Source organism: Sporosarcina sp. ACRSL, assembly GCF_022346605.1.
Classification (GTDB): domain Bacteria; phylum Bacillota; class Bacilli; order Bacillales_A; family Planococcaceae; genus Sporosarcina.
The window spans coordinates 65,536-78,891 of the sequence record NZ_JAKRNT010000008.1 but is presented as its reverse complement, the minus strand read 5'-3'; the positions used below and the strand labels follow the sequence as shown (position 1 = coordinate 78,891).

The window sequence follows — 13,356 nt, the reverse complement described above, 5'->3', positions numbered from 1 at the left end:
TGCATCCCTCTTTCACTTCTTGACGTCACTCATTTTCCTGATATCGGAAGGCCGCTCTTATCGTAAATAATTTCTTCAGTTGACTCTTGATTGTTGTATCCATTGATAGCATTTGATCCGTCTGCATCAATTTCGTCCGCATTAGATGATTCATAGCCTGTAGCTGTTTGAGACCCTCCACTTTGAGGAAGCCCTGTTTCCACGTTTTCAGCATCGGTCGTTTGAGACGCATTCCCTTTTACTAATGGATGAACTTCAATCCGATGAATAGGTGCGTAAAAGTCTTCGGAAATCTGTTCAGTATCCACAACTTGTCCATCGACGGATCGCGTACGTTGGACAATCGCTTCGATTCCTTCTTTGCCTTCTTGGGAAACAACGACTTGTCCATCATCGATGAAGGCGCTATATTGTCGCATAGTTCTCGGTTTATATGTTTCTATATTGGTAGTGCTAGGTTCGTATGAATAATAAAACGGTCGACCTTCAATAGATAGATGAATAGCTCCCGCGGACCATGCGGATCGAATGGTGAAATCCGTCTTGTTCGGATTCGTGAATTTGAAGTCAAGCCCTAATGTCTGATTCATTGAAGCTTCAAATCCGGGTTGAATAAATGGAGATATGGTTGTGCTAATGTTTCGTTCGGCGATTTGAAAATTAGTTTGTAAAATTGCAGTATAAAGAATAGATGATAGAAACGTCATTTCCTCGTCAGTAAGCGGTCCAACTTCAGAATTTGTCAGCAACTCTAGCATAGAAAACGATTCGTAAGGCTCAATGGCCACATCGTCAAGAGTTTGGATCGCTTTCGATAAAGACGGAGATATGGTGTCAATGCTATTTTCGGATGATGCTACTACTTCAAATGGAATCTCGTTTTCTATATAGTCGGTAATATGAACATTTCTAGGCATGATGCCTGTTTGCAGTTCTTCTTCAATTCCTGCAGCAACCGAATCAACCGCCCCCTCCGTGAAACGAATCTGTGGAAGTTGCTGGCTAAGTACGGTTCTTAATCCATCACGGGATACAGTCGCAATGATCGGATTGTCCTCACCTGAACTTGCGTTCGCAAGCGTCATGTCAATATCGAATTTGATTGTTTCGGGTGGTAGTGAAAATTGGGTGTCTTGGTAGATTAGGTTCACTTCTAATTTAGTCTGCAACTCGGAAAAGTCAGAAGCTAATTTTGATTTTGCTTGGTTGGTTTTATGATTGGAAATGTTGAATGGTCCGACGTATGTGTGATCAGTGTAATGCTTACCAAAGCGGAAGTCTGATGCTAAAGCGACACCTGTAAATAAAAACAATAGAAGTATGGAGGATAAACTTATAGAAACTATCTTTCTATTCACTTTGAGCACCTTCTTCCATTAACTTATCTATTACATCTTTTTTCTTTGAAACAAACATCGAATTATTCATAGTTTACATCTTCTATGATAGGATTCGACCATACAGCAGAATTACTATTCCCTAATTTACATTGTTCCCAAAATTCATTTTCATTGTTTACTTGGATCATCTCTCCAAACACTTTCTTTTTCCCACCAACCACGAAGTTGTCCAAATAAATAAGTTTACTCCCCCTTCCAACAGTTAAATGTCCTTCTACATTAGATGATCCACTGACGCAAACTAGCGAATTTTTAATATTTAAGTGTCCCCCAATATGGGCTGCTCCTCTAATTATCATCATTGAATTAGTCATATTCTGAACGTTACTATTTATGTCCAATGCCCCGTTAACTTTAATCGAAGAATTATAAATATTATTCATATTTTGCTTTACCTCAAAACTGCCATTTATATTTAGATCCGAACCATTTAGGTTATTAAATACATGAACTTCAAAATCATCATTGCTATATAATTTAGAGTAATTCACTTCTAAATTTCCATTAGGGCCATCAAATCCACCCGGAAAATAAATGGTTGAATTTTCCACACTATCATACCCGCCATTTTTAGCACCTTTACACGTAATATTTAATAACTTCTTATTGCTTCCACAACTAGAAGCCTCCACATTGTCTGGATAAAGATTATTCATATTTGGAGATGATGCCATCTCATCCACAATTGAATCCGATGATCCACTAAGATCTGGTATAATAAATGATTGTTGAAATGAAATCTTTTTCTTATTTCCATTTTTCATGCCTAATGATACCCCTTCTACGATCACTGTATGCCTTTCAGGATACCCTTTCACAGAAGTAGTCATTACTTCAAAATTATATAGTGCAATATTCTTTTCTAAGGTTAATTCAAGAATTTTCTCTTCCTCTTTAAATATCCTTTCCAATTCGCTAGTGGTATTTTTTCTAGTTAAATTATAATCAATGACCTTAGCTTTATTTTCGGGATCATCAAGTTGTTTTTTAATATCATTTTGAATAAATGTTTCCAAGTCAGGTATAATTGAAAAGTATAAATTTGAAACGTAAGTCTTATAATAGTCTACACCCGCTTCAGCAGCCATTACTGTAAGATGGCTTTCATCCACTTTGATTTCTTGCTTTGCATTTCCAATTGAGCCTCTTATAAAGACAGCTGAAACAGCCATTATAAAGACGACTAAAAAGAGGACTATTAATAATGCGTAGCCCTGCTCGTTATGACTTTTTCGCATTTATTACTCCTCCTTCTCCACTTTATATCTAGAGATAACTGTCGAGACACTTACTTCTAGTTTATCTTTAACCGGATCAGAAACTACTAGGTTAACATTCATAGATGAATCCGTTGTTTTCGCTTTAATTTCCTGTTCCGTTGGTAACCCACTAATTTTGAATTCATTTTCCGAACCGATTTTCTTATCTGATTGAGCGACAACTCCTGTACAATCCGTCAGCCAAATTTTCCCGTCTCTCTCTTCCAACCTATATGTATCGCATTTTCGGTGAATTTGCTGAAGATCAGTAATTATATAATTAGCCTCCTGTTGCATTTTCAACTTTTTTGTTTCCGTTATATTATATTTCATACTTGTAAGCACTGTTGTCCAAATTAACGTAATGACAAGCGCAGTTAATAGAAGTACGGCCAGTACCTCTACAAGTGTCATCCCTGTTTGCCTTGACGTTCTCTTGTCAAGCTTTTCATTTGCCGACTTCGATATAGCCAAAAGTCTCGCTGATAACTTTGCTATCCTTTTGAATAGATATATTGATTTCATGCAAACTCAACTCACCTTCAGAATCTCCCGCTGGCAAAGCGGCTTGTTTTTCAACTCTATACTTAACTTCTCCAAGTTCACTTTTTTCAGTTCGGATCCAGGCCTCATTTTTTTCGATATAACCATTTTCCGAAGTGAAATCATTTAAAGAATATGAGGAGTTTCTATAGTTATCCAGAAGCACCCTTACCTCGTTCATTGCACTCAGCTTGGACTCAGTCTTCTCATTAAAATTCGTCATCTGTGGGAAAACTGTCATGAATCCAACGAAGACGATGCCTAAAATGACGAGAGCTGCTAGGATTTCGACGAGGGTCATCCCTCTTTCATTTAGCTTTTGGCTTCTCATCAAGACATCGCCTCCCATTCTATTTATCTACTACTTCAAGCATACAAAATACAATACAACTAATCAACTAGTCCAACAAAGTAGTAGTTAAATCATAGAAAAAAGACCGATTTGCATCGGTCTTTCATTCACTAAATTGTAACTTTATCGTCTTCTTCATAAATCCCAACCTTGTTGCGTCCCGCTTGCTTGCCGCCGATATAAAGGGCGCGGTCTGCGTTCCGGAGCAGTTCCTTACCGTCTTTTGCGTCGATCGGCATGGTTGCGACACCAACGCTTATCGTTATATCTATAATGATCGGTTCACGGTCTTCGGATAGATCTGGGATGATTTTGAACTTAGTTTGCTCCACTTCTTTTCGGATCATTTCCGCAATCTCAATCGCATCCTCTTTCTCGCAATTCGGCAAGAGCATGACGAATTCTTCGCCACCGTATCTCGCGAGCGTCATATCTTCCACACGGAAACTTCTTAACAGATCTGCATAAGCTCGGAGCAAGTCGTTCCCGCTTTGATGTCCGTATGTATCGTTGATAGATTTGAAGTGATCGATATCCAGCATGATTGCAGACAATGTGGAAATTTCCCCTGTATGATAACGGATCATCTCTTCATCCAATTTGGATTCCAAGTAGCGGTAATTATAAAGGCCAGTCAATCCGCATGTTACGCTTTTCTCTACCGTCTTCTCATAATATCTCGCCTTTTCAACTGCTGTTGCAAAATAGCCGGTCAACAAATCGACTATCTTTACATGCACATCGTCAAATGCATATCGCTGATGTGAAGTAAGAATTAGGAATCCTTCCGTTTTTTCATTTCTTTTAATAGGTGCCGTCATTACACTTTCTACGGAAGGATCAAATGTGTATGCCTTCAATGCGTCTATACTTTTTCGATTCAAAAATAATCTAGTCGAATTTACTTCCAATCCATCCGACTCAGACCTCTTTGGTGGTAATGAAAATCGGTTAGCTACGCCGCTCCGAAATTCGCCTTCTTTAAAGGAGAGTAAAACGAGATTTTCACCCATTCTCAAATCGACAATGTAGGCGCTGTCATACGGAATGACTCCTTTGATCTTATCGATAAATGTGAGATGGACGTTTTCCACCAATAGGTTATCAGCAAGCTGATGGCCAATAACTGTCGATGAAGCCAATAATTGACTCATTTTATTTGAATTCATATAGTTGCTCGCAACGAGTAAAACGAGTAGGAATGGTACACCTATCAATAAAAATGCTTTGCTTCCGAATTGCTGCATGAGGAGACAAAATGTAATCGCAAACGGTAAAAGGAGAATGGACGAAACATAATCCCACACGATTACCTTTTTCATACCAGATGTGTCTGTCTTCAACCACTTGAAAAATAGATAAATTAGAGAGCTATTGATCAATGAATACGCAGACGCATAAAGGAAGCCTGCAAGCAAAAATGAACTTAAAGACATTTCGGAAAGCGGACCGCCAAATATATAAAAGATGGCACCGCTTATAATCGAAACAACAGCAAAATTGATTGAGTTGAATGCAAATCGGAAAGCTTTTGGCGTTGGTGACTTCATGATGAAGAGAAGTACGAAGCTCGCAATTTGCATGAAAATCATTTCCGCTACGACACCGTATTGGAAGAAGAGCGAGAAAATGACCCATCTTTCCAATGTAAGACTAACCCTATCCAATGGGATTGAAGTCTTTAATGTCGCTATGAGAATCGCCAAATAGATGGCCATATTTACATAATCGTATGATTCCGCAGGAAAATAATTGAGGGCTATGTAAAACATCAAAGGAACGACAAGAAGCCATAGGATAAAAATGCTTCTTTGCTGTTGTGCAGTTATTTTCATTTTATACCCTCCTCCTTTGTCATCTTACATATTCGGCCACCCGATCTCTTCCAGCTTGCTTTGCTCCGATATACAAGGCACGATCCGCATTTCGCAATAAATTCATTGCTTCATCTGTATCCGTCGGAGCGTTCGCAACACCAACACTCAACGTGATGAACACTTTTACCGGGTACTTGTCTTCCCCTAAATCCGGAATAATTGTAAATGCATGCTCTCGAACCATCAATCGAATTTGTTCAGCAAAGTCGATTGCTTCTTCTTTGGAAAAGTCCGGAAGTAGAAAAACAAATTCTTCCCCGCCGTACCGCCCAAGCGTTCCATAATCCGGCAATGCCTTTTCCAATATTCTTCCAAGCCCGTACAAAACGTCATTTCCACTCTGATGCCCGTACGTATCATTCACTTTTTTGAAATGGTCGATGTCAAGCATGATGAGAGATAAGTTGTCGATATCTCCCATTTGCATGCGATTCATTTCAAAATGTATTTTTTCTTCCAAATAACGATAATTATATAGCTTCGTTAATGCGCATCTTTCACTTCGCTGCAATGCTTCATGTACATATCGCGCCTTTTCAAGAGCAACGATATAATAAGATCCGAGCAGGTCAAAGATTTCCAGTTGATAATCCCCGAAAGCAGACTTCCGAGTAGAACCGAGCAGAAGAATTCCATTCGTTTTATTGTTGCGGGATAACGGGATACATAGTATGCTTTCCAAATCTTCAGGAGCTGAATTTGTCGCATATCGTTGCCAATCTTTTCTTTTCGAATAGATGATCGGTTCATTTTTCTCTAAAACCATCCCTGCAATTCCTTCTCCTATTTGAATCGCTCTATACGGTTTTTCAACAAACTGCTTCTTTTCATACCATTTATCCAATTCTAGCCATTGATCATGATTCGTGAAAAGAAATACATAATCCGCCTTGAATAGTTCACTCGTTTTCGTAATGAACTGGGTTGAAACAGTCTCCTCATCCGTCATGACGGAAAGTTCACTTCCGATTTTCCCTGCCCTTTTAATATAATCATTAATCTTTTCAGAACGACCATATAGGCGAATAATCGTGATTGTCATAAAAAAAGGAAATCCTAGAAGTAAAAAAGAAGCGATTCCGACCATATTCAGTAAGAAATAGAAGGTCAGCGCCAAAGGTAAAATGAGAATTAGTGTGGCATACTCAAAACCGATGTCCTTTGATGTAAAAGGACTTTTCACTCCTTTGGCCTTTAAGTAGGCAGTCAAAAAGCCGAAATTCGCGGTTGTATGGAAGATCCGATAGATTGCAACGCCTATTAGGAGTGGCCAAAAGTCCAATGACCCGATTTGGCCTCCAACGACGAAAAAACCACCTGCTGCTACAATTGATAAAATAAATACCATAATGGAATTTATAAGAAATCGTTCAAACGTTCCAAGGTTACTTTTTGTAGCATATAGAGTTGCGACGATTGATAATTGCATTACGATTATTTCGACTGCAATTCCATACATAAGAAAAGCGGGCAATGCAGCCCACATAACTAACGTAACTGGTTTTCCATTGTACATGATTGGGTATAGTGCCGTCAGCACACTAAACAAAATGAAGAGCGCCACATACATAATATTTACGTTTTCAGGCATTTGGGTAATAAGGAAATAAATAATTCCGGGTGGTACGATGAGTAACCAAATAATGAAAAGAATGATTGTAGACCTCTTTTTTTCAGACACCCCTCATGCACCCCTTACAAATAAATAAAAATAGTGAAATGATAAAGTGCCGTCTAAAAAGAAAGCGCATGTTTTGTAAGAATATTAGTTCAAAAGACTGCTTAGTAAATAAAGTGAACCTGCGACTATTCTCTTTCTATCATTTCCCTTTCTTAGTATTATAGTATCATCCCCAAGTTTTGTCATCCTTTTTCTATTATACTGACAACTTCCCATTAAAACTTCAGCACTGGCAGCTTGTGGATGTGGAAAAGTGATGAAAGTGAAAGAGTTAGCAACCGGTATTAGTTCATCTATCGTTTTCTTTAAATCTTTTGTTTTCAACATACCAATGACAAAATCGACTTTTTCCCCTGGAAATTCCGATTTGATCGTTTCCGTAAGCATCTTCGCAGCGGCAGGATTATGCGCCCCGTCGATAAAGACACCTTCTGCGATTTCCTGGAATCGATAAGGCAAGGATGCAGTCGCAACGCCCTTTGTGATCCTTTCTGATTTCATTGACACACCAGCTTGACGTAACGCCTCAATTGCCACTGCTGCATTTATAGCTTGGTGGGGGCCTTTCAGCCTGCGTTTTGTCAATTGAATTTTTATCGACCCTCCAATGAACTCATCTTGAATGACCGAAAAATCTTCCCCGTACATGACGAACTTACTGTTTGATGTAATAGCTTTAGTTCGGATGACTTGCATTGCTTCGTTCGGCAACGAACCGACGACTACCGGTTTCCCTTCTTTGATAATCCCCGCCTTGTGCATTGCAATTTCTTCAATTGTCCCGCCTAGAAAACCAACATGATCCAAAGCGATCGACGTAATGATAGACACAAGCGGTTCAACGACATTCGTACTGTCCAATTTTCCGCCCATGCCGCATTCAAGCAGTACATAATCAGGCGCAAGCCGTTTGAATGTGAGGAACGCTGCGACGGTCAACAATTCAAAATCAGTTAACATGCCGCTAAGACCCGCCTCTTTCATTTCCACAAACGTCTTGTCCATCTCTATTGGGCTAATTGGCATACTGTTCATGCGGATTTGGTCGTGCACATCGACCAATGCCGGAGAAGAAAAGACACCAGTCGAAAATCCATGCTCTTGTAAAATGGATTCCATGAAGGCGATGGTCGAGCCTTTGCCATTCGTTCCTGCAACATGGATAACACGCAAGTCCTTTTCCGGGTTTCCGACTTTTTGAAGTGCACGACGAATACTTTCGAGCCCCGGTTTTATTTCATCATCACTTTTTACGCTAAATCGCTCTTTATATTCATCAAATTTTGGAATCAATTCTATCGCCCCTTATGGTAAAATCAGCTTAGAAGTAGTATATCACGGCCGGAGGGAACGAAATGAAAAAATGTTGGGTCATTTATAACGGTAGTTTAACGAGCGATAAATTTCGAGATCAGGCGGAGCTTTTGAAAGATGCCGCTGAACGAGCAGGTATTAATGCTACCTTGAAAAAGAATTATGAGGTGCTTATGGCTCTTCATGAAGAGCTTGGTGGCCGCCCAGATTTTGTCGTCTTCCTGGACAAAGACATTCTGCTCGCGACCTACTTGAAAAATGCAGGCATCCCTGTTTTCAATGACCCAGAAGTAATTGAGACTTGTGATAATAAGGCGAAGCAATACATACAGCTTGCAAAAGATAAAATCGCAATGCCGGAAACGATTATTGCACCGAAAGTTTATCCGAAATTTACAATTGAAAAATCCGGCTATTATGAAATGGTTCTCGAGAAATTGGGCTTGCCGATGATTATTAAGGAAGGTCATGGTTCTTTCGGCATGAAAGTATATTTGATCGAAACGGAAAAGGAGTTTTTTGCGAAGGTCGATGAACTGAGAGGAGTCGACTATGTCTTTCAAGAGTTCATTGAAACGAGCAGAGGTAGGGATATCCGTGTCAATATCGTTGGCGGAGAAATTGTTGCGGCAATGCACCGTTCTTCCGAAACGGATTTCCGGGCGAATATTACGAACGGCGGCGTCGCAAGTGTCATTGAACTGACCCCCGCTCAAAAGGAATTGGCGATCCGCGCTGCAGAGGCGGTTGGGGCCGAATTTGCGGGAGTCGATCTGTTATTTGGCGAAAACGAAGAACCACTCGTCTGCGAAGTGAATGCTGCCGCGCATATCCGCAATATTTATAACGTGACGGGCATTAATGTGGCAGACAAGATGATTGAGTATATTGTAGGTAAGCTTGCATGAAAGGATATGTTTATTATTCTTTAGGGGAAGCGGAGCGTAATCGGGGATTTATAGATGATTTGATGAAGAACGCCTCGGGGATAGATATCGTATTGATGTTGATCGTTGATGGGGAAGAACCGGATCGAGATGCGGATTTCATTCTATTTCGCAACCGAAATCCAGTGCTCTCGGAAAAATGGGAGACGGAAGGATTTCGGATTATCAACCGAGCCGAAGTGAATAAAATAGCGAATGATAAATTGAAGACTTTTGAACTTGCCACTTTGTTAGGGGTACCCGCAGTTCCAACAAGGAAAGCGGAGTCCGTACGGGATGTCCCCTCCTTCCCAGTTGTGTTAAAAACAATCGACGGTCATGGCGGTAATGAAGTGTTTCTTTGTGAGACGAAAGAGGACGCAGAGGAGTTTTTCTCTCGGTTTTCTGAAAGACGGACTATTGTCCAGCCCTATATCGAATCCTGCTCAACAGACGTCCGGGTGTTCATGCTCGGTGAAGACGTTTTGGGAGCTGTCAAACGGACGGGAAGCAAGTCCTTCAAGTCGAATTATACACTAGGCGGTTCTGTGGAGAAGTACACACTATCGTCTTGGAAGGAAAAAGAAGTCCGCAAGATTGCAAGGGCGTTAAAAAGCGATTATATCGGCATCGATTTTCTTTTATTGCCGGACGGCGGTTGGATGTTGAATGAAATTGAAGATCCGGTAGGTGCAAGGTCACTGTATGTGACGCATGATTTTTCAGTTGCAGAGAAGTTGATGGAGTACGTGAAGCGGAAATTGAAGGGGTAATGAGCGCTTGTACGGGGTTTATGATCACTCACGCGGATTTATGATCACTCACACGGATTTATGATCACTCATGCGGATTTATGATCACTCATGCGGATTTATGATCACTCACACGGATTTATGATCACTCACACAGGTTTATGATCACATGTATAAAACAAAAGAGTTGGTCGTCTCCATTGCTGGAGGACCAACTCTTTTTTCAGCTTAAATTTCTTGTAATTCCTCAATCCGGCGTTCGACTGCTGCTTTTTTCTCCAAGTAGTCCTTCTCTTTCGCGCGTTCTTCTTCTACAACTGCCTCTGGTGCTTTCGAGACGAATCGCTCATTGGAAAGCTTTCCTTGGACGCGTTTTACTTCGCTTTCCCACTTCGCCAATTCCTTCTTCAACCGATCGATTTCTTCGTCAATATTGAGCAAGCCTTCTAGCGGAAGGAATAGTTCTGCTCCAGTAATAACGGCTGACATCGATTTGCCCGGTGCTGAAATGCCGACGCCAATTTCGAGTGTTTCGGGATTACAGAAACGTTCGATATAGCTCCGGTTCGACTCCAATACGGATACCGTCGCTTCGTCTTTCGCTGCAATATAAAGCGGTACTTTTTTACTCATCGGTGTATTCACTTCTGCACGGATGTTACGTACCGCATGAATAAGGTCGACGAGCAGCTTCATATCCGATGCCTTCTCCTTATCCGTCAATGCCGGATCAGCTACTGGCCAAGCCGCCACTGTGATCGACTCCCCTTCATGAGGAAGGTTCTGCCAAATCTCTTCTGTAATGAACGGCATTAACGGGTGCAAGAGACGCATCGTATTATCGAGTACGTAAGCAAGTACCGAACGGGTCGTTTTCTTCGCCGCTTCATCTTCACCGTACAATGGCAGCTTCGCCATTTCGATATACCAGTCACAGAAGTCATCCCAGATGAAATTGTACAATGCCCGGCCAACTTCACCGAATTCATATTTCTCGGCAAGCTTCGTTACTTGGTCGATCGTTTCATTCAACCGTGTCAAGATCCACGCATCGGCTACAGACTTTTCACCTGTTAGATCGATTTCATTATATGTCATGCCATCCATATTCATTAAAGCGAATCGGGAGGCGTTCCAGATTTTATTAGCAAAGTTCCAGATCGCTTCGACTTTTTCTGTTGAATAACGAAGGTCTTGACCTGGTGAAGATCCAGTAGCCAAGAAATAGCGCAATGCGTCTGCACCGTATTTGTCGATGACTTCCATTGGGTCAATACCGTTCCCGAGAGATTTCGACATTTTCCGGCCATCTTCCGCACGAACGAGTCCATGGATAAGAACGTCCTTAAACGGTCGCTCGCCAGTGAATTCAATTCCTTGGAAAATCATACGGGATACCCAGAAGAAAATGATATCGTATCCTGTTACGAGTGCATCCGTCGGGTAATAACGCTTGAACTCTTCATTATCAACATCCGGCCAGCCCATCGTTGAAAACGGCCATAATGCGGATGAGAACCATGTGTCGAGGACATCTTCATCTTGTTTCCAGTTTTCACTATCGGCCGGTGCTTCGTGGCCGACATAAACTTCGCCAGTCTCTTTATGGTACCAGGCTGGAATACGATGTCCCCACCATAGCTGACGAGAGATACACCAGTCATGGATATTTTCCATCCAGTTCAAGTATGTCTTTTCAAAACGTTCCGGAACGAAGTTGACTTTCCCTTCTGATTGCTGCAGCTTGATCGCTTCCTCCGCGAGTGGTGCCATTTTAACGAACCATTGTGTTGATAAATATGGCTCAACGACTGCTCCACTCCGTTCCGAGTGGCCAACCGAGTGCAAGTGATCCTCGATTTTGAATAAAACACCAAGCTCCTGCAAGTCTTTGACAATCGCTTTCCGGCATTCAAAGCGGTCCATTCCCTCGTATTTACCAGCGAGTTCATTCATGCTGCCGTCTTCATTCATGACGAGTACTCGGGACAAATTATGGCGGTTGCCGATTTCAAAATCATTCGGGTCGTGTGCAGGTGTAATTTTGACTGCCCCGCTTCCGAATTCCATGTCGACATAATCATCTGCGACTATCGGGATTTCACGTCCAACGATCGGTAATTTTACCGTTTTGCCGATCAAATGCTTATAGCGTTCGTCTTCTGGGTGAACAGCGACCGCAGTATCCCCAAGCATCGTTTCAGGACGTGTCGTTGCAATTTCAATGCTGCCCGTTCCGTCTGCCAGTGGGTAGCGCATATGATAGAATGCACCCTGTACATCCTTATGGATTACTTCGATGTCCGATAGAGCCGTTTTTGTAGCAGGATCCCAGTTAATAATATACTCTCCGCGGTAAATATAGCCTTTTTCATAAAGCTTGACGAAAACTTCGCGAACAGCTTTCGACAATCCTTCATCGAGCGTGAAACGTTCTCTTGAATAATCAAGGGCGAGACCTAATTTTGACCATTGCGCGCGGATATGGCCTGCATATTCATCTTTCCATTTCCACGTTTCCTCAAGGAATTTTTCACGGCCAAGATCATAGCGGGACTTTCCTTCCTCCCGTAGCTTTTCTTCAACTTTCGCTTGTGTCGCGATGCCTGCATGGTCCATTCCTGGAAGCCATAGCGCATCATACCCTTGCATCCGTTTCATTCGAATGAGAATATCTTGCAGCGTCGTATCCCATGCGTGCCCTAAATGGAGCTTTCCAGTTACATTCGGCGGTGGAATGACGATTGTGTATGGCTCTTTCCCGCTTTCAGGCTGCGCTTCAAAGTATTTCCCTTTTAGCCACCATTCGTACCGACCCGCTTCAATCGACTGCGGCTCATATTTCGTTGGCATTGACAAGTTTTCTGTTGACATCTGAACTCCTCCTCTTTACTCGAATAAAAGTGAATACAAAAAAACTCCGTTCGTCAAAAAGGACGAAGGAGTTATTCGTGGTACCACCTTTATTCGCGCAAACAAAAAACGTTTGCGCCTCAATCATAAATAACGGTTTCAAACCGGCTTCCGCTACTCGAATTTCACGAAAGCTGCTCCCGGGTGACTTTCCGCCAGTACATTTATAGGCCCTCCCACCAACGGAGCCCTCTCTTGGATAAATGTAAATCGCGTACTATCCCGATCAACGCATCATTATATAGTTATGAGTATTATATTCGATTAGTGGAGAAGTCGTCAAGTATATTATGAAAGGAAGGTAAAATGAGAAAGGGCTATAATCCTTATTTATTGCCG

Annotated in this window: 10 protein-coding genes and 1 other annotated feature; of the genes, 2 read left to right on the top strand and 8 right to left on the bottom strand. The window is 41.6% G+C overall.

What is annotated here, in order from left to right; all coding sequences use genetic code 11:
- Nucleotides 1–29: 29 nt before the first annotated feature.
- The 7 genes from MHZ92_RS21615 to MHZ92_RS12770 form a co-directional block, all read right to left on the bottom strand.
- Nucleotides 30–1,358, bottom strand: a complete 1,329-nt coding sequence (locus MHZ92_RS21615; RefSeq protein WP_239432111.1) for a VanW family protein — start codon at nt 1,356–1,358, stop codon at nt 30–32.
- 62 nt (nt 1,359–1,420) lie between these two features.
- Nucleotides 1,421–2,638 (bottom strand): hypothetical protein, encoded by a 1,218-nt coding sequence (locus tag MHZ92_RS12795; RefSeq protein ID WP_239432110.1) that lies wholly within the window; start codon nt 2,636–2,638, stop codon nt 1,421–1,423.
- A 3-nt stretch (nt 2,639–2,641) separates the two neighbouring features.
- Nucleotides 2,642–3,133 (bottom strand): prepilin-type N-terminal cleavage/methylation domain-containing protein, encoded by a 492-nt coding sequence (locus tag MHZ92_RS12790; RefSeq protein WP_239432109.1) that lies wholly within the window; start codon nt 3,131–3,133, stop codon nt 2,642–2,644.
- A complete protein-coding gene (locus MHZ92_RS12785) occupies nt 3,108–3,533 on the bottom strand; it encodes a PulJ/GspJ family protein (RefSeq protein WP_239432108.1) in 426 nt (141 codons plus the stop codon). Before MHZ92_RS12785 ends, MHZ92_RS12790 begins: the two co-directional genes overlap by 26 nt.
- 131 nt (nt 3,534–3,664) lie before the next feature.
- Complete coding sequence (locus MHZ92_RS12780) at nt 3,665–5,389, bottom strand: sensor domain-containing diguanylate cyclase (RefSeq protein WP_239432107.1); 1,725 nt, start codon at nt 5,387–5,389, stop codon at nt 3,665–3,667.
- A gap of 19 nt (nt 5,390–5,408) precedes the next feature.
- On the bottom strand, nt 5,409–7,112 hold the full coding sequence (locus tag MHZ92_RS21610) for a sensor domain-containing diguanylate cyclase (protein ID WP_239432106.1): 1,704 nt from the start codon (nt 7,110–7,112) through the stop codon (nt 5,409–5,411).
- An 84-nt stretch (nt 7,113–7,196) separates the two neighbouring features.
- Nucleotides 7,197–8,405 carry a bifunctional folylpolyglutamate synthase/dihydrofolate synthase gene (locus tag MHZ92_RS12770; protein WP_239432104.1) on the bottom strand — a complete coding sequence of 403 codons (1,209 nt, stop codon included), beginning with the start codon at nt 8,403–8,405 and terminating at the stop codon, nt 7,197–7,199.
- Between the two features lie 62 nt (nt 8,406–8,467).
- Here MHZ92_RS12770 and MHZ92_RS12765 point away from each other — a divergent pair, with 62 nt between their 5' ends.
- Together MHZ92_RS12765 and MHZ92_RS12760 are read left to right on the top strand one after the other, a co-directional pair.
- Nucleotides 8,468–9,334 carry an ATP-grasp domain-containing protein gene (locus MHZ92_RS12765; RefSeq protein ID WP_239432103.1) on the top strand — a complete coding sequence of 289 codons (867 nt, stop codon included), beginning with the start codon at nt 8,468–8,470 and terminating at the stop codon, nt 9,332–9,334.
- Complete coding sequence (locus tag MHZ92_RS12760) at nt 9,331–10,125, top strand: ATP-grasp domain-containing protein (protein ID WP_239432101.1); 795 nt, start codon at nt 9,331–9,333, stop codon at nt 10,123–10,125. Before MHZ92_RS12765 ends, MHZ92_RS12760 begins: the two co-directional genes overlap by 4 nt.
- A 207-nt stretch (nt 10,126–10,332) precedes the next feature.
- Here the strand turns inward: MHZ92_RS12760 and MHZ92_RS12755 are convergent, their stop codons facing one another.
- Nucleotides 10,333–12,978: a valine--tRNA ligase gene (locus tag MHZ92_RS12755; RefSeq protein WP_239432100.1), complete on the bottom strand. Its 2,646-nt coding sequence runs from the start codon at nt 12,976–12,978 to the stop codon at nt 10,333–10,335.
- A 55-nt stretch (nt 12,979–13,033) separates the two neighbouring features.
- Nucleotides 13,034–13,256, bottom strand: a binding site (T-box leader).
- Nucleotides 13,257–13,356 lie beyond the last annotated feature (100 nt).